Raw genomic sequence first — 24,560 nt, 5'->3', positions numbered from 1 at the left:
GATTCAACCCCTTATTCGCCAGCCAGGAAATCAATTTCTGAGCCATCAGCGAGGCGAACATACGCTTTACGCACGTCAGAGCGTTTACCCAGACCGCGCACGGTGCGCTTAGTCTTGCCCTTAGTGGTCAGTACGTTCACGCCATCAACTTTAACGTTGAAAAGCTCTTCAACTGCTTTCTTGATTTCAGGCTTGGTAGCATCTTTGGCTACACGAAAAACAACCTGCTGTGAGCCGTCTGCAACGATCGTCGCTTTCTCAGAGATGTGAGGCCCCAACAACACTTTGTAAATGCGTTCCGGATTCATGCCAACACCTCGTCAATTTTCTTAAGAGCAGACGCTGTCACAACAACCTTGTCAAAGCCAACCAGACTGACTGGGTCAATCGCCGCAACATCACGCACATCAACATGTGGGACGTTACGCGCTGCCAGATACAGATTCACTTCCACTTCTTCTGTAATCAGCAGTGCATTAGAAAGCTCAAGCTCTTTCATTCTTGCAACAAACTGTTTGGTTTTTGGCTCAGCCATATTGAGAGACTCAACAACAACCAAACGCTCCTGACGTACCAGCTCAGACAGAATGCAGCGCATTGCAGCACGGTACATCTTTTTGTTCACTTTCTGCGCATAGTCACGTGGCGATGCTGCGAAGGTTACACCACCTGAACGCCACAGAGGCGAGCGGATAGTACCTGCACGGGCACGACCAGTACCTTTCTGACGGAAAGGCTTGGCGCCACCACCAGATACAGCAGAACGATTTTTCTGAGCCTTGCTACCCTGACGACCACCTGCCAGATAGGCAGTGACGACCTGGTGAACCAGAGACTCGTTAAACTCTTTGCCAAAAATCAGCTCGGATACTTCGACCGAACCGTTGGCTCCTGTCAGATTCAAATTCATGATAAACCCCTTCAGCCGCGTGCTTTAACAGCAGGTTTAACGATGACGTCACCACCGGTAGCACCAGGAACGGCACCCTTTACCAGCAGCAGGTTACGTTCAGCGTCTACGCGCACCACTTCAAGTGTCTGCACAGTACAACGCTCTGCACCCATATGACCGGCCATCTTTTTACCCTTGAACACACGTCCCGGAGTCTGACACTGACCAATGGAACCCGGAGCACGGTGAGACAGTGAGTTACCGTGAGTCGCGTCCTGTGTACGGAAGTTCCAGCGCTTTACGCCACCCTGGAAGCCCTTACCTTTGGATTGACCGGTAACATCAATTTTCTGACCTGCTTCGAAGCGCTCAACTGTCAGCGAATCGCCAACGTTGATTTCTTCATCACCTGTGAGGCGGAACTCCCACAAACCACGACCAGCTTCAACTCCTGCCTTGGCGAAGTTACCTGCTGACGCTTTGGAAAGGCGGTTAGCCTTTTTAGCACCAGTGGTAACCTGTACAGCAGCATAACCATCAGTATCGATAGTTTTGACGCAAGTCACGCGGTTCGGATCAACCTCGATGACGGTGACTGGCACGGACACGCCATCTTCTGTGAAGACACGGGTCATACCCGCTTTACGTCCGATAAGTCCTACAGACATATTTATACCTCTTGCCAGTTGTGTACGGGGCTGTCACCCACTACGGCTGCCCTTTGCAGAGCATTCCACAAATAGCGCTTCATTAAAGTAATTAATTCTGCGCAGTACTCTATTAGCCCAGGCTAATCTGCACTTCAACACCCGCTGCAAGATCCAGCTTCATCAAAGCGTCAACCGTTTTTTCGGTTGGCTCGACGATATCCAGAACGCGCTTGTGAGTACGAATCTCATACTGATCGCGCGCGTCTTTGTTGACATGCGGTGAAACCAGGATGGTGAAACGTTCTTTGCGAGTAGGAAGTGGGATCGGACCATGCACCTGCGCACCCGTCCGCTTTGCAGTTTCAACAATCTCCTGCGCGGATGAGTCGATCAGGCGATGATCAAACGCCTTCAGACGAATTCTGATTTTTTGGTTCTGCATTCTGATCACGCAATTCCAGTTAGTTTCATAACGGCAATAGCCGACCTCCCCTTACAAGAAGGGACGCAAATTTTACTCAGCCCCTGCCCCAGCGTCAAGAATAAATGGTTTATTTTTAACCAGATCGCCTTATGAGGAGCATAAACTGACCTTTCAGCCATTTGATATGCCATTGAGGTATAAAAAAACCCTCCGGAGAGGGTTTTCTGAATTTCTCTGGCTAATCCGATGATCAGTCGAGGATTTTCGCTACAACACCAGCACCCACTGTACGACCGCCTTCACGGATCGCAAAGCGCAGACCTTCTTCCATCGCGATCGGTGCAATCAGGGTAACGGACATCTGTACGTTATCACCTGGCATGACCATCTCAACGCCTTCAGGCAGCTCACAAGCACCTGTTACGTCAGTTGTACGGAAGTAGAACTGTGGACGGTAGCCTTTGAAGAATGGCGTGTGACGACCACCCTCTTCTTTGCTCAGAATGTACACTTCGCCTTCGAACTGAGTGTGCGGAGTGATTGAACCTGGCTTGGACAGAACCTGACCACGCTCAACGTCATCACGTTTGGTACCACGCAGCAGCGCACCGATGTTCTCGCCTGCACGACCTTCGTCCAGCAGCTTACGGAACATCTCAACACCTGTAACAGTGGTCTTGGTCGTTGGGCGGATACCCACGATCTCAACTTCGTTACCTGTGTTAACAATACCACGCTCAACACGACCGGTAACAACAGTACCACGGCCGGAGATGGAGAACACGTCTTCAATCGGCATCAGGAATGGCTTGTCGATCGCACGCTCTGGCTGAGGAATGTACTGGTCCAGAGTCTCAACCAGCTTCTTCACAGCAGTGGTACCCATGCCATTGTCGTCCTGACCATTCAACGCCATCAGCGCAGAACCGATCACGATTGGCGTGTCGTCACCCGGGAACTCGTACTGATCCAGAAGTTCGCGAACTTCCATCTCAACCAGCTCCAGCAGCTCTTCGTCGTCAACCATGTCCGCTTTGTTCATGAATACAACGATGTAAGGTACACCTACCTGACGTGACAGCAGGATGTGCTCACGCGTCTGTGGCATCGGGCCGTCAGCTGCGGAACAAACCAGAATCGCACCGTCCATCTGTGCAGCACCAGTGATCATGTTTTTCACATAGTCAGCGTGGCCTGGGCAGTCAACGTGCGCGTAGTGACGCACTTCTGATTCATACTCAACGTGTGATGTGGAGATGGTGATACCACGTTCACGCTCTTCAGGTGCGTTATCGATACCGTCGAATGCTACGGCAGCGCCACCCCAAACCTCTGCACACACGCGTGTCAGCGCAGCTGTCAGAGTTGTCTTACCGTGGTCAACGTGACCAATGGTTCCTACGTTGACGTGCGGCTTGTTACGTTCAAATGCTTTCTTAGCCACGGCTAAATCCTCTTAATCAGAATTAGTAGTTAATCAGTACTGCTTCATTACAGCTTCAGCGATGTTGTTAGGAGCCTCTGCGTAGCATTCGAACTCCATAGAGTAAGTCGCTCGCCCCTGTGAAGCTGATCGCAGATCGGTTGCATAACCAAACATTTCACCCAGCGGAACCTGAGCAGTGATGACCTTGCCGGAAATGGTATCTTCCATACCCTGAACAAGACCACGACGACGGTTAAGGTCGCCCATCACGTCACCCATGTACTCCTCAGGCGTTACCACTTCGACCTTCATCATCGGCTCAAGCAGACAAGGACTGGCTTCCATGGCATATTTTTTCAAAGCCTGTGAGGCAGCAATCTTAAACGCCATCTCGCTGGAGTCAACTTCGTGGAAGGAGCCATCATATAGACGCGCCTTCAGGCCGATGAGCGGATATCCGGCGATAACACCGTTTTTCATCTGCTCCTCGATACCCTTCTCGACAGCTGGGATATATTCCTTCGGAATCGTACCACCAACAATCTCGTTCAGGAATTCAAGACCTTCCTCATCGCTCGGACTGAACTCGACGACAACGTGGCCATACTGACCACGACCACCAGACTGACGCGCAAACTTGTGGTTGGCTACAACCGGCTTGCGAATCTTTTCACGATAGGCCACCTGCGGCTTACCGATGTTGGCTTCAACCTTGAACTCACGACGCATACGATCGACGATGATATCGAGGTGCAGCTCACCCATGCCGGAGATAATGGTCTGACCACTCTCTTCGTCGGTATGCACACGGAATGAAGGATCTTCCTGGGCCAGCTTGCCCAGTGCGACACCCATTTTTTCCTGATCTGCCTTTGATTTAGGCTCAACAGCAACCGAGATCACGGGATCAGGAAACTCCATACGCTCCAGAACAATTTTATTGTCCAGATCGCACAGCGTATCACCAGTAGAGACATCCTTCAGACCGATAACGGCAGCAATGTCGCCGGCACGAACCTCTTTGATCTCTTCACGGGAGTTGGCATGCATCTGCACCATACGACCAACACGCTCTTTCTTCTCTTTGACAGAGTTATAAACACTGTCACCTGAGTTGAGCACGCCGGAGTACACGCGGATGAAAGTCAGAGTTCCGACGAAAGGATCGGTAGCGATTTTGAACGCCAGCGCAGCAAATGGAGCAGAGTCGTCTGCTTCACGCGTTGCCAGAGTTTCAGCCTTGTCGTCCAGAGTACCTTCAATCGCCTTGACCTCAGTCGGAGACGGCAGGTATTCAATAACAGCATCCAGAACAGCCTGAACACCTTTATTCTTGAATGCAGAACCACACTGCATCAGAACGATTTCGTTGTTCAGTGTGCGCTTACGCAGACCGAACTTGATCTCTTCAAGGCTCAGCTCACCTGTTTCCAGGTACTTATCCATCAGCTCTTCTGTTGCTTCAGCAGCCGCTTCAGTCAAATGCTCACGCAGCTCTTCAGCTTTAGCCTGAAGATCAGCAGGAATCTCTTCCAGCTGGAACGTCATACCCTGATCGGCTTCATTCCAGATGATAGATTTCATCGCAAGCAGATCAACAACGCCTGTAAAGTTATCCTCAGCACCAATCGGGAAATTGATTGGTACGGTCGTCACATTCAGACGTTTTTTCAGTTGATCTTCAACACGGAAGAAATCTGCACCAGCACGATCCATCTTGTTGACGAATACCATGCGTGGCACTTCATATTTGTTAGCCTGACGCCAAACGGTTTCAGTCTGTGGCTGCACGCCGGATGACGCACACAACACAACAACTGCACCATCGAGAACACGCAGCGAACGCTCAACTTCGATAGTGAAGTCAACGTGCCCCGGGGTATCGATGATATTGATACGGTGTTCTTCAAACTGCTTGGCCATACCACTCCAGAAAGTGGTGATAGCAGCAGAAGTGATGGTGATACCACGCTCCTGCTCCTGCTCCATCCAGTCAGTAGTAGCTGCACCATCATGCACTTCACCGATCTTGTGAGACAGACCTGTGTAGAAAAGCACACGTTCAGTAGTCGTTGTCTTACCAGCATCAACGTGTGCGCAGATACCAATATTGCGGTATCTGTTAAGCGGCGTTTTACGAGCCACGACTAAACCCTCTGAAGATTAGAAGCGATAGTGAGCAAAAGCCTTGTTGGCTTCCGCCATACGGTGCACGTCTTCACGTTTCTTGACGGCAGCGCCGCGACCTTCAGCAGCATCAGCCAGTTCGCCAGCCAGACGCAGAGCCATAGTTTTCTCACCACGCTTACGTGCAGCATCTACAAGCCAACGCATGGCCAGAGCCAGACGGCGAGATGGACGTACTTCTACAGGTACCTGATAGGTGGCACCACCCACACGGCGAGATTTAACCTCAACCACGGGCTGAACAGTTTCCAGCGCTTTGTCAAACAGATCTACTGGATCCTGCTTGGTACGCTCCTGGAGTTTATCCATAGCGCCATAAACAATCCGTTCTGCAACAGATTTTTTACCACTGACCATCAAATGGTTGATGAATTTAGCCAGTGTTACGTTTCCGAACTTGGGATCCGGCAGTATTTCACGCTTTGCAGCAACGCGTCTTCTAGGCATGATAAGCCCTCAAATAATTTTAAAAAGGTCTTCAGGTTAGTCAGGATGTCAACGACACCTGTCCTTACTCTTATCGTCCTTCGGCCCAGCGGACAGTATGACCCGTAGGTGCAAAACTGGTTCACTTCGCCTCAGGAGCAACGAATCAGGACTTAGGACGCTTAGTACCGTACTTGGAACGAGCCTGTTTACGGTCATTCACGCCTGAGCAGTCCAGGGAGCCACGAACGGTGTGATAACGCACACCTGGCAGATCCTTTACACGACCACCACGAATCAGGACCACGGAGTGTTCCTGCAGGTTATGTCCTTCACCACCGATGTATGAAGAAACTTCGTAGCCGTTTGTCAGTCGCACACGGCAGACTTTACGCAGCGCCGAGTTCGGCTTCTTCGGTGTTGTTGTATAAACACGGGTACACACGCCACGACGTTGTGGGCATGCCTGCAGAGCGCGTACATCACTAGGCTGTACTTTGCGCTTGCGCGGCTTGCGTACCAACTGGTTAATTGTTGCCATTCAGCAAACTCCACCTTTGGTTATTAAACACCATATAATAAAAAACTGGATAATTTCCTACCCAGTCTACAAGAGGGCCGGAATTTTAAACAATTCCGACCCCTCACGTCAAATGTTGTCTGTTTTTTAGTCAGAGCTGGACATCGCCGAGTTCAAAGCCTCGGTCAACGCCTGCTGGACCTCTTCAGCACTAACACCGCCGCCTTCCTGGCCCATCTTGCGCTTGCGCTTGCGCTCGCTGTGATAAGCCAGACCTGTTCCGGCCGGGATCAGACGACCCACAACCACGTTCTCTTTCAATCCGCGCAGTGCATCACTGCGGCCATTGACTGCACCTTCTGTCAATACGCGCGTGGTTTCCTGGAAGGAAGCCGCTGAGATGAAGGACTCTGTTGCCAGAGATGCCTTGGTGATACCCAGCAGCACACGCTCGTATTTGGCAGGGAACTTGCCATCAGCCAGAAGACGCTCGTTCTCGATGCGAACACCGATATATTCAACTTGATCGCCCTGAATAAAGTTGGAATCGCCAGACTCAGCTATCTCAACCTTACGCACCATCTGACGCACAATCACTTCGATGTGTTTATCGTTGATGGTTACACCCTGCAGACGGTAAACGTCCTGAATCTCACTGACGATATAACGCGCCAGAGCATTGACGCCGAGGATCCGCAGAATATCGTGCGGGTTTGACGGGCCATCGGAGATAACCTCACCCTTCTCGACCGATTCACCTTCGAATACGTTCAGGTTACGCCACTTCTGAATCATGATCTCAACTGGATCAGTTCCATCATGCGGCGTTATCAGTACACGGCGCTTGCCCTTGGTTTCACGACCGAAGGAAACGGTACCGGAGATCTCGGCCAGAATCGCATACTCTTTTGGCTTGCGCGCTTCGAAGAGGTCAGCAACACGTGGCAGACCACCCGTGATATCCTTGTTGACCGTGCCTTCCTGCGGGATACGTGCCAGTACGTCACCCAGCTGAACTTCCGCGCCATCGCCAAGGTTGACAATCGCCTTCGGTGGCAGCAGATACTGTGCTGGCATTTCTGTACCCGGGTAGCACAAGTCCTTACCTGCATGATCGACCAACTTGATCATCGGGCGGATATCTTTACCTGCCTGCGGACGATCCTTGGCATCAAGGACCTCAACAGTGGAAAGACCGGTCAGATCATCTGTCTGACGTTTGACGGTCACACCGTCATCCAGTCCGACAAATACAATTTTACCTTTCACTTCAGAGATGATCGGATGGGTATGCGGATCCCAGCTGGCCACAATGGCGCCAGGCTCGACCACACTGCCTTCCTTCACTTTCAGAATAGCACCGTAAGGAAGCTTATAACGCTCACGCTCACGACCATGCTCATCAGTTACGCCCAATTCACCAGAGCGGGATGTAGCAACCAGATTGCCATCCGTACGTTCAACAAACTTCAGGTTATGCAGACGGATTTCACCACCTGATTTGATCTGAATGCTGTCGACTGCCGCTGCCCGTGACGCCGCACCACCGATATGGAAGGTACGCATGGTCAGCTGTGTACCTGGCTCACCGATAGACTGGGCAGCGATAACACCGATCGCTTCACCACGGTTAACCAGATGTCCACGCGCCAGGTCACGACCGTAGCAGCTGGCGCAGATACCGTAGGTAGCATCACAGGTGATCGGTGAGCGAACATACATCTCGTCGATCGCACTGTAGCGCTCATCATTTTCAAGACGATGGACCCAGGCTTCATCGATCAGGGTGCCACGCTCGATCAGGACTTCTGATTCGGTTGGATCCATGACATCACGTGCTACCACACGACCCAGAATACGCTCACCCAGACTGACAATAACATCGCCGCCTTCGATCATGGCCTGAACCATGACACCATGCATCGTGCCGCAGTCGTCATCGGTGATGACCAGGTCCTGCGCAACGTCAACCAGACGACGCGTCAGGTAACCGGAGTTAGCTGTTTTCAGAGCGGTATCCGCAAGACCCTTACGCGCACCGTGAGTCGAGATGAAGTACTGAAGTACGTTCAGACCTTCACGGAAATTTGCCACGATCGGAGTTTCGATGATCGAGCCGTCCGGCTTCGCCATCAGACCACGCATACCGGCCAACTGACGAATCTGAGCAGCTGAGCCTCGAGCACCTGAGTCGGCCATGATATAGACAGAGTTGAAGGACTCCTGTTCTACTTCATTACCATCGGCATCGATTACCTTATCGGTTCTCAGGTTGTCCATCATGCGCTTGGCCAACACCTCGTTGGCACGCGACCAGATATCTACAACTTTGTTGTATTTCTCGCCGTGCGTCACCAGACCATCAGCAAACTGACGCTCGATCTCTTTTACTTCGTCATCAGCCTTGGCAATGATCTCGGCTTTTTCGTCTGGTATAACGAAGTCGTTAACACCGATTGAAGCACCTGACATGGTCGCCTGACGGAAACCCATGTACATCAACTGATCGGCAAAGATAACCGTGTCTTTAAGACCACAGCGGCGGTAGGCTTCGTTCAGCAGGCGTGAGATCGCCTTTTTCTTCATCGCCTGGTTAACCAGCTCAAACGGCAGGCCATCAGGGACAATATCAAACAGCATGGCACGACCAGCGGTTGTCTCACGAATGGCAGTGATCTCTTCGACATTACCCTCAATGTCGCGAATCACTTCGCGGATACGCACTTTAATGCGGGCATGCAGGTGCAACTGACCGGCTCCGTGAGCACGCTGCACTTCCTGGATGTTGGCAAATACCATGCCTTCACCCTGAGCAGCTATGCGATCACGTGTCATGTAGTACAGACCCAGAACCACGTCCTGAGAAGGTACAATGATCGGCTCGCCGTTGGCAGGAGACAGGATGTTGTTGGTCGACATCATCAGTGCACGCGCTTCAAGCTGAGCTTCAATCGTCAATGGCACGTGAACAGCCATCTGGTCACCGTCGAAGTCGGCGTTGTACGCCGCACAAACCAGCGGGTGCAGCTGAATAGCCTTACCTTCGATCAGAACCGGCTCAAACGCCTGGATACCCAGACGGTGAAGGGTCGGTGCACGGTTCAGCAGTACCGGATGCTCGCGGATAACTTCATCCAGGATATCCCATACCAGCGGCTCTTCGCGCTCCACCATCTTCTTGGCGGCCTTGATGGTGGTCGCATGACCACGCAGTTCCAGCTTGGAGAAAATGAAAGGCTTGAACAGCTCCAGAGCCATCTTCTTGGGCAGACCACACTGGTGCAGACGCAGCGCAGGACCCACCACGATAACGGAACGGCCGGAGTAATCGACACGCTTACCCAGAAGGTTCTGACGGAAACGACCCTGCTTACCCTTGATCATATCGGCCAGGGATTTCAGAGGACGCTTGTTGGAGCCAGTGATAGCGCGACCACGACGACCGTTATCCAACAGAGCATCAACCGATTCCTGCAGCATGCGCTTCTCGTTACGCACGATAATATCCGGTGCGTTCAGATCCAGCAGGCGCTTCAGACGGTTGTTACGGTTGATCACACGGCGATACAGATCGTTCAGATCCGACGTTGCGAAACGACCACCATCGAGCGGCACCAAAGGACGCAGATCAGGCGGCAGAACCGGCAGCACGCGCAGAATCATCCACTCAGGGCGGTTACCCGACTTGAGAAAAGCTTCCATCAGCTTCAGACGCTTGGACAGCTTCTTCAGCTTGGTCTCGGAGTTGGTCTGAGGAATCTCTTCGCGCAGAGATTTGCACTCGGTTTCCAGATCAATAGAGCCCAGCAGTTCGTGTACCGCTTCGGCACCCATACGGGCATCGAACTCGTCACCGTACTCTTCCAGTGCATCGAAATACTGTTCATCGTTCAGCAACTGACCACGCTCAAGTGTCGTCATGCCAGGATCTATCACGACAAATGACTCGAAATACAACACACGCTCAATATCACGCAGTGTCATATCCAGCATCAGTCCGATACGGGATGGCAGAGACTTGAGGAACCAGATGTGTGCGACAGGTGATGCCAGTTCGATATGACCCATGCGATCACGTCGCACTTTGGTCATGGTCACTTCAACGCCACACTTCTCGCAGATCACACCACGATGTTTCATGCGCTTGTACTTGCCGCACAGACATTCGTAGTCTTTGATCGGGCCAAAGATCTTGGCACAGAACAAACCGTCACGCTCTGGCTTGAATGTGCGATAGTTGATCGTTTCAGGCTTTTTAACTTCGCCAAAAGACCAGGAACGGATCATCTCGGGCGATGCCAGAGTGATGCGAATCGAGTCAAACTCTTCAGATTTTCCCTGGGTCTTCAGCAGATTCAGCAGATCTTTCATTCTATATAGCTCCTCGCAGAGTTCTCTGCGGCGGGGCGCATGGCCCCGACCTGGTGATCAGTTAAGGTCTTAATCGCTCTCCAGCTCGATATCGATACCGAGCGAGCGAATCTCCTTGATCAATACGTTGAACGACTCAGGCATGCCTGGTTCCATACGATGATCACCATCCACGATGTTTTTATACATCTTGGTACGACCATTCACATCGTCCGATTTCACAGTCAGCATCTCCTGCAGAGTGTAGGCAGCACCATAAGCTTCAAGTGCCCAGACCTCCATCTCACCGAAACGCTGACCACCGAACTGCGCCTTACCACCCAGCGGCTGCTGCGTGACAAGGCTGTAGGAGCCAGTGGAGCGTGCGTGCATCTTGTCATCAACCAGATGGTTCAACTTCAGCATGTACATGTAACCAACGGTGACAGGACGATCAAAGATCGATCCGGTACGACCGTCATACAGCCTCATCTGTCCACTGTCATCAAGATCACCCAAACGCAGGAGTGCCTTGATTTCAGATTCCTTCGCACCATCAAATACAGGCGAAGCAAGAGGCACACCACCTCTGAGGTTATTAGCCAGATCCAACAGCTCCTTATCAGTGAAGCTATCCAGATCTTCCGTACGCCCAACACTCAGACCACCATGGTCTTCGTTATAGATTTTGCCGAGGAAGCTACGCAGTTCGGCCACTGTCTCAGCCTTGTCACGCTCCTGATCCAGCATGGTATTGATCTTGCGACCCAAACCTTTCGCTGCAGCACCCAGATGCATTTCAAGAATCTGACCGACGTTCATACGAGACGGTACACCCAGTGGGTTAAGCACGATATCGATCGGCTCACCATTCTCGTCGTACGGCATATCTTCAACCGGCATGATAACCGAGATAACACCCTTGTTACCGTGACGACCGGCCATCTTGTCACCTGGCTGCACACGGCGCTTGGTGGCAACATAAACCTTGACGATTTTCAGCACGCCCGGTGCCAGATCATCACCTGCCTGGAGTTTGCGCTTTTTGTCTTCAAAGCGCTTATCCATGCTTTCGCGACGCTCTTCAAGCTGATGCTGAGCATGTTCCAGCGTATCCTGAATTTCGTTGTCAGCGACACGAATCTGGAACCACTCGACACGACGCAGACCGGACAGGTACTCAGCCGTGATCTCATCACCTTTCTTCAGCGCAGGACCGCCCTCGGCTTTCAAACCGGTCAGGACTCTGGCAAGACGCTCAAATGTGGCATCTTCTACTATGCGGTACTCGTCATTGAGGTCTTTGCGGATATTATCCAGCTCTTCCTTCTCAATGGAGCGCGCACGCGAATCCTTCTCAACACCGTCACGTGTAAAGACCTGTACATCGATAACCTTACCGACAGTACCACCTTTAACACGCAGGGATGTATCTTTGACATCGGATGCCTTCTCACCGAAGATCGCTCGCAGCAGCTTCTCTTCAGGTGTCAGCTGGGTTTCACCCTTCGGCGTCACCTTACCGACCAGGATATCACCGGGGCCAACTTCGGCACCGATATGAACAATCCCTGACTCATCCAGCTTGGACAGTGCAGATTCACCGACGTTTGGAATATCGGAGGTGATCTCTTCTGGCCCCAGCTTGGTATCACGTGCCACACAGGTCAGTTCCTGAATATGGATAGTCGTGAAACGATCTTCCTGAACAACACGCTCAGAGATCAGGATGGAGTCCTCGAAGTTGTAACCATTCCAGGGCATGAATGCGATGCGCATATTCTGACCCAGCGCCAGCTCACCAAGATCAACGGAAGGACCGTCAGCCATGATGTCACCACGCGTCACCAGATCACCCGGGCGCACTATAGGACGCTGGTTAATACAAGTGTTCTGGTTCGAGCGAACATATTTGGTCAGGTTGTAGATATCAACACCGGCATCGCCTGCCTCTGTCTCATCGTCGTTAGCACGTACCACGATACGGCCAGCATCAACTGACTCGATCATGCCACCACGCTTGGCAACCACGCAGACACCGGAGTCATGCGCCACGTTACGTTCGATACCGGTACCCACCAGCGGCTTCTCGGCGCGCAGGGTCGGTACAGCCTGACGCTGCATGTTGGAACCCATCAATGCACGGTTGGCGTCGTCATGCTCAAGGAAGGGAATGAGTGCAGCAGCAACAGACACGATCTGGCGAGCAGACACGTCCATGTACTGAACCTTGTCCTTCGGCATGACCGTAAATTCGTTCTGATGACGCACCGCCACGAGATCTTCAACCAGTTGATTCTGCTCATCCATCAAAGCGGATGCCTGAGCGATAACGTAGTTGTTCTCTTCTATCGCAGACAGGTAGTCGATCTCATCGGTGACCTTACCATTGATAACCTGGCGATAAGGCGTCTCCAGGAATCCGTAATCATTGGTTCTGGCAAACACGGCAAGCGAGTTGATCAGACCGATGTTTGGACCTTCCGGTGTTTCGATCGGACATACGCGACCATAATGAGTCGGATGTACGTCACGTACTTCGAAGCCTGCACGCTCACGGGTCAGACCGCCCGGACCAAGCGCAGAGACACGACGCTTGTGCGTGATCTCTGACAGCGGGTTGTTCTGATCCATGAACTGGGACAGCTGGCTGGAGCCAAAGAACTCTTTGACCGCCGCAGCAACCGGCTTGGCATTGATCAGATCCTGAGGCATCAGGTTATCGGATTCTGCCATGCTCAGACGCTCGCGCACGGCACGCTCAACACGTACCAGACCAACGCGGAACTGGTTTTCTGCCATCTCACCTACGGAGCGGATACGACGGTTACCCAGATGGTCGATATCATCGACATGGCCTTTACCGTTACGGATATCGATCAGGGTTTTCATGACATCCAGAATGTCATCTTTAACCAGAATCGGTGAACCCGTTTCTTCCGGACGACCCAGACGACGGTTGAACTTCATGCGACCGACCGCAGACAGATCGTAACGCTCTTCGGAGAAGAAGAGATTTTCAAACAGAGACTCCGCAGATTCCTTGGTAGGTGGCTCACCAGGGCGCATCATGCGGTAGATTTCGACCAGAGCTTCAAGCTGGTTACGCGTGCTGTCAATACGCAGCGTATCAGAGATATAAGGACCACAATCCAGCTCATTGGTATACAGCGTCTCGAAGCGGGTAATACCAGCCACATGCAATTTGGCGATCAGATCTTCAGTCAGTTCGCTGTTGGCCGTTGCCATCAGTTCGCCACTGGACGGATCTGCCAGGTCATGTGCCAGCACTTTACCAGCGAGATACTCGGAAGGCACTTTCAATTGTGTCATGCCAGCCTGGGTCATCAGTCGTGTATGACGCGGCGTGATACGACGACCCGCTTCGACAATAACATTGTCCTGCGGATCACGGATCTCGAAAGACATGGTCTCGCCGCGCAGGCGATCAGGAACCAGATCCATCCAGATCACATCTTTTTCGAGTGTCCAGCCAGTGTTATCGAAGAAAATATCCAGAACTTCTTCGGTAGAGTAACCCAGCGCACGCAACAGAACAGATGCCGGCAGTTTACGACGACGGTCGATACGAACAAACAGGGCATCCTTCGGATCAAACTCGAAGTCCAGCCAGGAGCCACGGTAAGGAATGATACGGGCAGAATAGAGCAGCTTGCCGGATGAGTGTGTTTTACCTTTGTCATGATCAAAGAACACGCCGGGTGAGCGATGCAGCTGCGATACGATAACACGCTCGGTACCATTAACAACGAAGGTACCGTTATCCGTCATCAGGGGCATTTCACCCATGAAGACTTCCTGTTCTTTAATATCCTTGACCGCTTTGGTTGATGAATCGCGATCATAGATAATCAGACGTACCTTGACACGCAGAGGCGCGGCATAGGTTGTACCCCTTAGCTGGCACTCCTTGACGTCAAAAGCGGGTTCACCGAGGCGGTAACCAACGTACTCCAGCGCCGCGTTTCCGGAATAGGATACAATCGGAAAAACGGAATTAAACGCAGCATGGAGACCCATGTCCGTGCGAGTATCCGCATCGGCTCCCTGCTGCAGAAACTTGCGATAGGAACCCAGCTGTGTCGCGAGCAGATATGGAATGTCCATAACTTGCGGCAACTTGCTAAAGTCCTTACGAATACGTTTCTTCTCAGTATATGAATAAGCCATCAGTGTTCCCCAGCATGTGCACCAAGTTGAGAAGCCAGTCAGGAAGCAGATCTTCCATCCTGTTAAACCGTCATTAAATTGCTGTCACTTAATAACGGAAAAAGGCCGGTGGCACCTGGCCACCAGCCACACGCTATTTCAGCAGTTTACGCTGCCTGCAGCGCATAGAAGCAATTACTTGAGCTCAACAGAGGCGCCGGCTTCTTCCAGTGCTTTCTTGAGTTCTTCAGCTTCTTCTTTAGAAACGCCTTCTTTAACAGTCGCAGGAGCGCCGTCAACCAGGTCTTTTGCTTCTTTCAGACCCAGACCGGTTGCGCCACGTACTGCTTTAATGACGTTGACTTTCTTTTCACCAGCAGAAGTCAGAATAACGTTGAATTCAGTCTGCTCTTCAGCCGCTTCAGCAGCGCCTGCAGGGCCAGCAACAACAGCAGAAGCTGCAGTTACGCCGAATTTTTCTTCCATTGCTTCAATCAGAGTGACAACGTCCTTTACAGACATTTCAGCTACTGCATTGATGATATCTTCGTGAGTCAGAGACATTTTTCAATTTCCTGATAATCTAGTGTGAGCCCAAGCTCATTGAATCGATAACCAAAGCGCCATGAACGGATCAGGCGGCTTGCTCTTTCTGGTCGCGAATGGCTGCCAGTGTACGAACCAGCTTGCCAGCTGAAGCTTCTTTCATGACGCTCATCAGCTTGGCGATCGCTTCGTCGTAAGTCGGCAGACTAGCCAGCAGGTCAATATTGACCGGTTCGCCTTCGAACGCTGCTGCTTTCAGCTCGAACTTGTCATTTCCTTTGGCGAATTCTTTCAGAATACGCGCACCGGCACCTGGGTGCTCAGTCGAAAATGCAATAATGCTCGGGCCAATGAATGCGTCCTTCAGACACTCATAAGCTGTGCCTTCAACCGCGCGACGTGCGAGTGTGTTACGTACGACTTTCAGCCATACACCATTCTCACGCGCCTGCTTGCGCAGTGCAGTCATACTTTCTACTGTTACGCCACGTGAATCAGCGACAACAGCGGAAAGAGCAGAGGCGGCAGCTTGCTGGACTTCAGCGACGATCGCTTTTTTGTCTTCAAGTCCTAATGCCACAATTTACTCCTGGATTGAGTCTTTCGACTATTTACCAACCACCCTGATCTACTACTCAGGGCTATGAGTACGGTGGTACTGATTCAATCTGAATCTCACCGTCTGCGCAGGCTGGAAACCATTAAGACAGGACAACACTGGGTTGCCCTGTCACCTGCGGTCTTTGACGGCCTTCGTCTCTGTCTGACAGGTCACGAAGACCCTCAAAAAACCTTTAGTGCAGGGATCAGGCGCTCAAAGAGGACTGATCAACTGCCAGACCCGGGCCCATAGTGGTGGACAGGGTCACTTTCTTAACATAGACGCCTTTAGCAGAAGCTGGCTTCAGCTTCTTCAGGTCTGCGACCAGGGCTTCAATGTTTTCTTTGATCGATACACCGGTAAAGCCGACCTTGCCGACTGAACAGTGAATGATACCATTTTTGTCTGTACGGAAACGTACCTGACCGGCTTTGGCGTTTCTGACGGCAGTAGCAACATCAGCGGTAACCGTGCCAACCTTTGGGTTTGGCATCAGACCACGTGGACCCAGAATCTGGCCCAACTGACCAACAACACGCATTGCATCCGGAGTTGCAATCACGACGTCGAAGTCCAGGTTTCCACCTTTGATCTGCTCTGCCAGATCGTCAAAACCAACAATGTCAGCACCAGCTTCTTTAGCTTTCTCTACATTGTCGCCCTGAGCGAAAACAGCAACACGAACATCCTTACCGGTACCGTGTGGCAGAACAGTGGAACCACGAACGACCTGATCGGATTTACGTGGATCAACACCCAGGTTGACTGCCACATCAATGGATTCAGTAAATTTGACTTTAGACACATCAGCCAGCAGCGCAACCGCTTCCTGGATCTCATACTGCTTGGATGCGTCTACTTTTTCACGAATCGCCTTCTGGCGCTTACTCAGCTTGGTCATTATTCATCACCCTCTACGATAAGACCCATTGCACGCGCACTTCCGGCGATGGTACGAACCGCTGCATCCATGTCAGATGCAGTCAGATCCGGCATTTTAACCGTTGCGATCTCTTCGAGCTGAGCGCGGGTAACAGTGCCGACCTTTTCAGTATTTGGACGCGCAGAACCGCTCTTCAGACCCATGGACTTCTTCAGCAGCACGGCTGCTGGAGGCGTTTTGGTGATGAAGCTGAAGCTGCGATCACTGTAAACAGTGATGACGACAGGTGTTGGCAGACCTGGCTCAATACCCTGAGTCTGTGCGTTAAACGCTTTACAGAACTCCATGATATTAACACCATGCTGACCCAGAGCCGGACCTACCGGTGGACTTGGGTTAGCCTGGCCAGCTTTGACCTGCAGCTTGATATAAGCATTAATTTTCTTAGCCATTTAAGCTACTCCTTGTGGGTTCAAGCGCCTCTCGGCTCCCCGTTGTTGCAACAAAAAACCCGCTCGCAAGCGGTTTTAACAAAAACTGATCAGACCTTTTCGACCTGACGGAATTCCAGCTCAACCGGCGTGGAGCGCCCAAAGATCAGAACGGCCACCTGCAGACGGTTTTTCTCGTAGTTGACCTCTTCGACGACTCCATTGAAGTCAGCAAAAGGACCATCACATACGCGAACCATCTCGCCAGGCTCAAACACGGTCTTCGGACGTGGCTTATCCACACCGCTCTCAACACGCTGCAGAATCTCGTCGGCTTCTTTCTGAGTAATCGGAGCTGGTTTATCAGCTGTTCCACCGATAAAGCCAAGCACACGAGGTGTACTCTTCACCAGATGCCATGTCTCATCATTCATGGCCATCTGTACCAGAACATAGCCTGGATAAAACTTGCGTTCCGATTTGCGCTTCTTACCATCGCGCATCTCGACAACTTCTTCTGTCGGCACCAGCACATCACCAAAGAAGTCCTGCATGCCATGCATCTCGATACGCTCTTTCAGCGCATTCATGACTCGCTTTTCGTAACCAGAGTATGCATGAACCACATACCAGCGCTTCTTTTCCGTATCCATGCTCTACCTCTAACCTATTACGCCGGATACTATCCAGCCAAGCAGTGAGTCCAGACCCCACAGCATCAACGCCACAACCAGAACCGCCACCAACACCATAAGCGTTGTCTGCAGGGTTTCCTGACGCGTTGGCCATACGACCCGGCGAATCTCGCCACGGGCTTCCTTGAATAATCGGAGCCAGGTCTTGCCCTTAGCCGTTTGCAGAACAATGAAACCAGCTACAGCAGCCAGTACCAGAAGCGCCAACACACGGTAAAGCAGTGACTCGCCGGAGAAAAATGAATTCCCGACCACACCTACGGTAACGATTACAGCAACAACGGCCCACTTCAGGCCATCGAGTTTTGATCCTTCAGATGTTTCTTTAGAATTCACGCTAGCAGCCTCGGCTTATCATAGAAAGCGTACGCTTGTGATGCCAACCCCGACTGGAGTTGGCAGGCCAGGAGGGAATCGAACCCCCAACCTGCGGTTTTGGAGACCGCTGCTCTGCCAATTGAGCTACTGGCCTACTGCATAACAGGGAGGCGCATTATATACACCACCCTGTTCTTTCGCAACCTAAACTGACAAAAAATCAGTCAAGGATTTTCGCTACAACACCAGCACCCACTGTACGACCGCCTTCACGGATCGCAAAGCGCAGACCTTCTTCCATCGCGATCGGTGCAATCAGGGTAACGGACATCTGTACGTTATCACCTGGCATGACCATCTCAACGCCTTCAGGCAGCTCACAAGCACCTGTTACGTCAGTTGTACGGAAGTAGAACTGTGGACGGTAGCCTTTGAAGAATGGCGTGTGACGACCACCCTCTTCTTTGCTCAGAATGTACACTTCGCCTTCGAACTGAGTGTGCGGAGTGATTGAACCTGGCTTGGACAGAACCTGACCACGCTCAACGTCATCACGTTTGGTACCACGCAGCAGCGCACCGATGTTCTCGCCTGCACGACCTTCGTCCAGCAGCTTACGGAACATCTCAACACCTGTAACAGTGGTCTTGGTCGTTGGGCGGATACCCACGATCTCAACTTCGTTACCTGTGTTAACAATACCACGCTCAACACGACCGGTAACAACAGTACCACGGCCGGAGATGGAGAACACGTCTTCAATCGGCATCAGGAATGGCTTGTCGATCGCACGCTCTGGCTGAGGAATGTACTGGTCCAGAGTCTCAACCAGCTTCTTCACAGCAGTGGTACCCATGCCATTGTCGTCCTGACCATTCAACGCCATCAGCGCAGAACCGATCACGATTGGCGTGTCGTCACCCGGGAACTCGTACTGATCCAGAAGTTCGCGAACTTCCATCTCAACCAGCTCCAGCAGCTCTTCGTCGTCAACCATGTCCGCTTTGTTCATGAATACAACGATGTAAGGTACACCTACCTGACGTGACAGCAGGATGTGCTCACGCGTCTGTGGCATCGGGCCGTCAGCTGCGGAACAAACCAGAATCGCACCGTCCATCTGTGCAGCACCAGTGATCATGTTTTTCACATAGTCAGCGTGGCCTGGGCAGTCAACGTGCGCGTAGTGACGCACTTCTGATTCATACTCAACGTGTGATGTGGAGATGGTGATACCACGTTCACGCTCTTCAGGTGCGTTATCGATACCGTCGAATGCTACGGCAGCGCCACCCCAAACCTCTGCACACACGCGTGTCAGCGCAGCTGTCAGAGTTGTCTTACCGTGGTCAACGTGACCAATGGTTCCTACGTTGACGTGCGGCTTATTACGTTCAAAAGCTTTCTTAGCCATCTTTAGTTCCCAATTTAATCCAGTCGACTAGCGGTCGCCAAATACAAAAAAAGGCAGACATATTACTATATCTACCCTTTACAACAATAATATGGAGCTCATGGGCGGAATTGAACCGCCGACCTCACCCTTACCAAGGGTGTGCTCTACCCCTGAGCTACATGAGCTTGATCAATGGAGCGGGTAGCGGGAATCGAACCCGCCTCTTCAGCTTGGAAGGCTGAGGTAATAGCCACTATACCATACCCGCCGATAAAGCCGATTGAGGATGGTGGTGGGAGGTGGATTCGAACCACCGAAGCTCTCGCGTCAGATTTACAGTCTGATCCCTTTGGCCACTCGGGAATCCCACCTTAGCCACTCTTCACAACTTAATGGTGCCGGCACCAGGAGTCGAACCCGGGACCTACTGATTACAAGTCAGTTGCTCTACCAACTGAGCTATACCGGCATGTTGCGAAGTGGTGCGTATCTTACTGATACCACTGGTACCTTGCAACCCCTGGCAAGATATTTTTTCATATTTTTTCAACCCGCATCTGATTGACGTCCACTGGCCGGCAATTCATGCAGCAACTCCAGCTCAGCAGGCTGCGATGGCACCTGATACTGCACCTGTGCTCTATGCTGCTGGGCATACCAGAAAAAAACCAGTGCATTTGCCAGCAGCAGAAGTAAAAACACCCAGCGTAACATTCAGCTCACCACCCATTGCAATCCATCCAGGACCAGATCCGGACTGTATTGCCCGATTCCACTCAGTGCCACGAAGCGCTCACCGTCACCCCCGGTGACATGTACACGCTCCCCTCTTTTGGACAGCGTACTACCCAGCGCATGAAACACAAAATTAAGACCATTATGCACCGCGGCCGACGTATGCCTTCCAGGCAGCATTTCCAATCCTGACTGCTCTGATTCGACACCCACACGCGCCGTATTCCCCAGCAGACTTTCACGCATCAGACGCAGCCCGGGTAAAATATACCCACCCTCATGACGCCCGTCTGCGGCAACAAAATCGATGGTGATAGCACTGCCACAATCTACAACACAGAATGCAGAGCGCTCACGCTGCCATAGCGCCACCATCGCAAGCCAGCGATCTACACCCATGCGCCCGGGCTCTGCATAGCTATTGACCAAACCGTCATTACAGTCCTGAGATTCAGCCAGTTTTGGCCTCACCCCCCACCGCTCGCGTGCCAGTTCACCAACCCGATCGCAAATGACATCACCCGCCACCGATGCCAGATGCACAGCCGTTACACCCTCCAATTCTGACAACTGATCTGTCAGCACATCGACACTTACAATAAGACTTCGCTGCGTGTCTGTAACAGCGCCATCCGGCAGCCGCAGACGCCATTTGACGAAGGTATTGCCTATGTCCATTTCCAGTATCACGGCTGAAGCCTCAGACTGACTTCACCACCGTGTACTGTCTCAATCCCCTGTGCAGTTTCGAGCAACAGCGCACCTGATTCATTTACACCCCGGCAGATGCCGGACAAAGTTGTTGATGGTGACTGAATCTGTACTGGCCGACCATAAAATGCATCCGCCTCTGCCCAGCGCTCCTGCAGAGCAGCAAAACCCTGCTGCTCAAAGCTGTTCAGCATTGGTATCAATCTATTTACCAGCGCCGCCAGTATTACGTTGCGCGACGGCAGACCCACCACCTGACTGCGCAGGTCGGTCCAGGGCTGATCTATCTGCAGCGCCGACTGCTCCGGCATACCGACATTCAGACCTATCCCTAATATCAACTGACACTGATCCGCCGTATCGCCATTCACTTCAATCAGAATACCGGCAAGCTTCTGCCCCTTGCACAGGAGATCATTCGGCCACTTCAGCATCACATCCGGCACCCCCAGATCAACCAGCGCATCACGCAACGCCATACCGACAGCCAGACTTAAACCCTCAAGAGCAGCAACTCCTCGATCAAGTCGCCAGGCGATGGAAAAATAGATATTGACGCCAAAAGGACTGATCCAGCTGCGACCTCTTCGCCCACGTCCAGCCGTCTGTCGTTCTGCGACAAAAATACCGGACCTGAGCCCTTCTGCCAGCGCAACTGACGCCAGATGATTGGTGGAAGTGACCTCGAGTGAAAAGCTTTGATGGCCAAGCTGCGCTCTGACATCAGTTTCCAGCGACGCATCAAACAGCGCCTGATCCATCAGATCCAGACCATGCGGAATGCGATAGCCTCGCCCTCTCACGCTATAGACTTCGATATCCAGTACCGCAAGGCTCTGCACCTGCTTCCATACAGCACTGCGGCTGATGCCCAACCGCTCACCCAGCTCACGCCCGGAATGAAAAGTGCCATCCGCCAGGATACTCAACAGATCTTTAATGACCACACTGCCACTCCAGAGGTTGTTTTCTTTTCAGACGCGATCCAACACAACAAAGCTGTAATCATAAGGATTTGGCTCCTGCGCGGGAAAATCTTCGCGCAAAACCTCCTGCCAATGCGCCATGTCCAGCTCCGGGAACCAGGCATCTCCCTCCAGCTCGGTATGCACTTCGGTCAGATAGAGCCTGTCCACTCGGGGTAGCGCCTGCGCATAGATCTCGGCACCACCGATCACCAGCGCCTCTTCTGATCCATCTATCAATGCGATGTCACTGGCCAGCTCTATCGCCTCATCCAGACCATGCACCACACGCACGCCCTCCGCCTGCCACTGCTGATCCCGTGTAATCACTATATTAGCCCGCCCGGGCAAAGGGCGCCCGATCGATTCAAAGGTTTTGCGCCCCATGATGATCGGCCTACCCTGGGTGATTCGCTTGAAGTACTTCAGATCTTCCGGCAGATACCAGGGAAGCTTATTGCCTATACCGATCACTCGATTGCTGGAGTGCGCCACAATAATCGCCAGATGCACAAAACCTCCTCAGATCGCGATGGGTGCGCGAATGGCTGGATAAGGGTCATAACCTTCGATGACAAAGTCCTCAAACTCATATTCGAACAGACTCGCAGGTTTACGCTGGATTTTGAGCTGCGGCAATTGTCCCGGAGTGCGCGAAAGCTGCTCAGTCACTATGGCCGGATCGGACAGATGGTTGCTGTAGAGATGCAGGTCACCAAAAGTCAGTACAAACTCTCCGACATCCAGATCACACTGCTGCGCCAGCATATGCGTTAACAGGGCATAGGAGGCGATATTGAACGGCACACCGAGAAAATAGTCGGCGCTGCGCTGATACAGCTGACAGCTGAGGCGCCCCTCGGCAACATAAAACTGGAACAGCGTATGGCACGGCGGCAGTGCAGCCTTGCCCTTGCGCACATTATCCTGAGGACTGATCGATTCATCCGGCAGGTCTGCCGGATTCCAGGCACTGACGATCAAACGCCGGGAGTTCGGGTTACGCCGAATCTGTCTGACCAACTCTGCCATCTGATCCAGTGTGCGACCATCCGGGCAAGCCCAGGAACGCCACTGCTTGCCATAAACAGGCCCGAGGTCGCCATCAGGCAACGCCCACTCATCCCAGATGGTCACGCCACGCTCGTTCAGCCAGGCGTTGTTGGTGTTACCGGCCAGAAACCACAGCAGCTCATAGATGATAGAGCGCAGATGCACCTTCTTCGTCGTCAGCAGCGGAAATCCCTGTTGCAGATCAAACCTCAACTGCCGACCAAACAGGGAGCGGGTGCCTGTACCGGTACGATCACCCTTGTCGACCCCATCGCGCACGATTTCTCTCATCAGATCCAGATACTGCTGCATCGTCTCTTTACTCTCCAGCCATGCTTGTCAGTCAACTTTATCGCATGATACTGCACTGAACGGCCAGCGTCAGCCTGCAATCAACCCTGAGCCTTGTCGCGATATGCCAGCCATAACAGGCAGGAACCCAGCATCAGCATAGGCAGCGAGAGCAGCTGCCCCATCGACAGCCAGTCGAAAGCCACCAGCCCCAGATGCGCATCCGGCTCGCGAAAGAACTCCACAATAATGCGGAAGATGCCATACAGCAGTACAAACAGACCAGATACCGCCATAGCCGGACGCGGTTTCGAGGAGTACCACCACAGCGCAGCAAACAGTATTACGCCCTCCAGCAGCATCTGGTAGAGCTGAGACGGGTGTCTTGCCAGACCATCGCCCGCTGCCGGGAAAATCACCCCCCAGGTCTGGTCTGTTGCACGCCCCCAGAGCTCGCCACCAATAAAATTACCCAGCCGCCCCGCCCCCAGACCGATCGGAATCAACGGCGCAATAAAATCTGCCAGCGCAAAGAAAGACTTCTTATGACGGCGCGCAAAAAGCCACAGCACCATCACAACGCCGAGGAAGCCGCCATGGAAAGACATACCCCCCTCCCACACTGCAAAAAGCCATAACGGATCCTGCAGGAAATAGTCGAAGTGGTAAAAGAGCACATAGCCCATCCTCCCGCCGGCAATCACGCCCACCGCACCCCAGAAAATCAGGTCCGACACTTGCTGCTCACTCCAATCGGAACCGGGCTTGCGGGCACGCAGCACGCCAAGCCACCAGGCTGCTCCAAAACCGATGATATACATCAGACCATACCAGTGAATCTGCAAAGGGCCCAGCTGCAAGGCAACCGGATCGATATCGTGTAACCACAT

General features: G+C 52.4%; 23 protein-coding genes and 5 tRNA genes. All 28 read right to left on the bottom strand.

Annotated features, from left to right (window positions below; translation table 11 throughout):
* Positions 1-11 precede the first annotated feature (11 nt).
* Complete coding sequence (gene rplW, locus ACK3CJ_RS01395; RefSeq protein ID WP_151705036.1) at positions 12-308, bottom strand: 50S ribosomal protein L23; 297 nt, start codon at positions 306-308, stop codon at positions 12-14.
* Positions 305-910, bottom strand: coding sequence for a 50S ribosomal protein L4 (gene rplD / locus ACK3CJ_RS01390; protein WP_409524618.1), 606 nt, complete (start codon positions 908-910; stop codon positions 305-307). Before rplD ends, rplW begins: the two co-directional genes overlap by 4 nt.
* Before the next feature lie 11 nt (positions 911-921).
* On the bottom strand, positions 922-1,560 hold the full coding sequence (rplC, locus tag ACK3CJ_RS01385; protein WP_409524617.1) for a 50S ribosomal protein L3: 639 nt from the start codon (positions 1,558-1,560) through the stop codon (positions 922-924).
* A 112-nt stretch (positions 1,561-1,672) separates the two neighbouring features.
* Complete coding sequence (gene rpsJ, locus ACK3CJ_RS01380) at positions 1,673-1,984, bottom strand: 30S ribosomal protein S10 (protein WP_036524393.1); 312 nt, start codon at positions 1,982-1,984, stop codon at positions 1,673-1,675.
* A gap of 232 nt (positions 1,985-2,216) precedes the next feature.
* Positions 2,217-3,410, bottom strand: a complete 1,194-nt coding sequence (gene tuf, locus ACK3CJ_RS01375) for an elongation factor Tu (RefSeq protein WP_409524607.1) — start codon at positions 3,408-3,410, stop codon at positions 2,217-2,219.
* Between the two features lie 33 nt (positions 3,411-3,443).
* Positions 3,444-5,537: an elongation factor G gene (fusA, locus tag ACK3CJ_RS01370; RefSeq protein ID WP_409524616.1), complete on the bottom strand. Its 2,094-nt coding sequence runs from the start codon at positions 5,535-5,537 to the stop codon at positions 3,444-3,446.
* An 18-nt stretch (positions 5,538-5,555) separates the two neighbouring features.
* Complete coding sequence (gene rpsG / locus ACK3CJ_RS01365) at positions 5,556-6,026, bottom strand: 30S ribosomal protein S7 (protein ID WP_409524615.1); 471 nt, start codon at positions 6,024-6,026, stop codon at positions 5,556-5,558.
* Positions 6,027-6,171: 145 nt separating this feature from the next.
* Positions 6,172-6,546, bottom strand: a complete 375-nt coding sequence (gene rpsL / locus ACK3CJ_RS01360; protein ID WP_151705031.1) for a 30S ribosomal protein S12 — start codon at positions 6,544-6,546, stop codon at positions 6,172-6,174.
* A 126-nt stretch (positions 6,547-6,672) separates the two neighbouring features.
* Positions 6,673-10,896 carry a DNA-directed RNA polymerase subunit beta' gene (gene rpoC / locus ACK3CJ_RS01355; protein WP_409524614.1) on the bottom strand — a complete coding sequence of 1,408 codons (4,224 nt, stop codon included), beginning with the start codon at positions 10,894-10,896 and terminating at the stop codon, positions 6,673-6,675.
* Positions 10,897-10,965: 69 nt separating this feature from the next.
* A complete protein-coding gene (gene rpoB, locus ACK3CJ_RS01350) occupies positions 10,966-15,066 on the bottom strand; it encodes a DNA-directed RNA polymerase subunit beta (RefSeq protein ID WP_409524613.1) in 4,101 nt (1,366 codons plus the stop codon).
* A gap of 174 nt (positions 15,067-15,240) precedes the next feature.
* Positions 15,241-15,609, bottom strand: a complete 369-nt coding sequence (rplL, locus tag ACK3CJ_RS01345; protein ID WP_409524612.1) for a 50S ribosomal protein L7/L12 — start codon at positions 15,607-15,609, stop codon at positions 15,241-15,243.
* A gap of 70 nt (positions 15,610-15,679) precedes the next feature.
* Entirely contained in the window at positions 15,680-16,171 is a 492-nt protein-coding gene (gene rplJ, locus ACK3CJ_RS01340) for a 50S ribosomal protein L10 (RefSeq protein WP_409524611.1), read from the bottom strand.
* 226 nt (positions 16,172-16,397) lie between these two features.
* A complete protein-coding gene (rplA, locus tag ACK3CJ_RS01335; protein ID WP_409524610.1) occupies positions 16,398-17,093 on the bottom strand; it encodes a 50S ribosomal protein L1 in 696 nt (231 codons plus the stop codon).
* Entirely contained in the window at positions 17,093-17,527 is a 435-nt protein-coding gene (gene rplK / locus ACK3CJ_RS01330) for a 50S ribosomal protein L11 (RefSeq protein WP_409524609.1), read from the bottom strand. The genes rplA and rplK overlap by 1 nt, the downstream gene beginning before the upstream one ends.
* An 89-nt stretch (positions 17,528-17,616) precedes the next feature.
* On the bottom strand, positions 17,617-18,159 hold the full coding sequence (gene nusG / locus ACK3CJ_RS01325; protein ID WP_151705024.1) for a transcription termination/antitermination protein NusG: 543 nt from the start codon (positions 18,157-18,159) through the stop codon (positions 17,617-17,619).
* A gap of 9 nt (positions 18,160-18,168) precedes the next feature.
* Entirely contained in the window at positions 18,169-18,537 is a 369-nt protein-coding gene (gene secE, locus ACK3CJ_RS01320) for a preprotein translocase subunit SecE (protein WP_409524608.1), read from the bottom strand.
* A gap of 60 nt (positions 18,538-18,597) precedes the next feature.
* Positions 18,598-18,673: transfer RNA gene (locus tag ACK3CJ_RS01315), tRNA-Trp, on the bottom strand.
* Between the two features lie 66 nt (positions 18,674-18,739).
* Positions 18,740-19,933 (bottom strand): elongation factor Tu, encoded by a 1,194-nt coding sequence (gene tuf / locus ACK3CJ_RS01310; RefSeq protein WP_409524607.1) that lies wholly within the window; start codon positions 19,931-19,933, stop codon positions 18,740-18,742.
* 92 nt (positions 19,934-20,025) lie between these two features.
* A tRNA-Thr gene (locus tag ACK3CJ_RS01305) sits at positions 20,026-20,100 on the bottom strand.
* 8 nt (positions 20,101-20,108) lie between these two features.
* Positions 20,109-20,183: transfer RNA gene (locus tag ACK3CJ_RS01300), tRNA-Gly, on the bottom strand.
* A gap of 19 nt (positions 20,184-20,202) precedes the next feature.
* Positions 20,203-20,286: transfer RNA gene (locus tag ACK3CJ_RS01295), tRNA-Tyr, on the bottom strand.
* Between the two features lie 22 nt (positions 20,287-20,308).
* A tRNA-Thr gene (locus ACK3CJ_RS01290) sits at positions 20,309-20,384 on the bottom strand.
* Between the two features lie 77 nt (positions 20,385-20,461).
* Positions 20,462-20,629 carry a hypothetical protein gene (locus ACK3CJ_RS01285; protein ID WP_409524606.1) on the bottom strand — a complete coding sequence of 56 codons (168 nt, stop codon included), beginning with the start codon at positions 20,627-20,629 and terminating at the stop codon, positions 20,462-20,464.
* Positions 20,630-21,328, bottom strand: coding sequence for a type III pantothenate kinase (locus ACK3CJ_RS01280; RefSeq protein ID WP_409524605.1), 699 nt, complete (start codon positions 21,326-21,328; stop codon positions 20,630-20,632).
* 8 nt (positions 21,329-21,336) lie between these two features.
* Positions 21,337-22,308, bottom strand: a complete 972-nt coding sequence (gene birA, locus ACK3CJ_RS01275) for a bifunctional biotin--[acetyl-CoA-carboxylase] ligase/biotin operon repressor BirA (protein ID WP_409524603.1) — start codon at positions 22,306-22,308, stop codon at positions 21,337-21,339.
* A gap of 27 nt (positions 22,309-22,335) precedes the next feature.
* Entirely contained in the window at positions 22,336-22,839 is a 504-nt protein-coding gene (locus ACK3CJ_RS01270) for a dihydrofolate reductase (RefSeq protein ID WP_409524601.1), read from the bottom strand.
* A 9-nt stretch (positions 22,840-22,848) separates the two neighbouring features.
* Complete coding sequence (locus ACK3CJ_RS01265) at positions 22,849-23,691, bottom strand: thymidylate synthase (protein WP_409524600.1); 843 nt, start codon at positions 23,689-23,691, stop codon at positions 22,849-22,851.
* A gap of 80 nt (positions 23,692-23,771) precedes the next feature.
* Positions 23,772-24,560, bottom strand: coding sequence for a prolipoprotein diacylglyceryl transferase (lgt, locus tag ACK3CJ_RS01260; RefSeq protein WP_409524599.1), 789 nt, complete (start codon positions 24,558-24,560; stop codon positions 23,772-23,774).

Source organism: Nitrincola salilacus (assembly GCF_046271865.1).
Taxonomy (GTDB): Bacteria; Pseudomonadota; Gammaproteobacteria; order Pseudomonadales; family Balneatricaceae; genus Nitrincola; species Nitrincola salilacus.
Note: the sequence above shows the minus strand (reverse complement) of the source record. Positions and strands in the feature narration are given on the sequence as shown.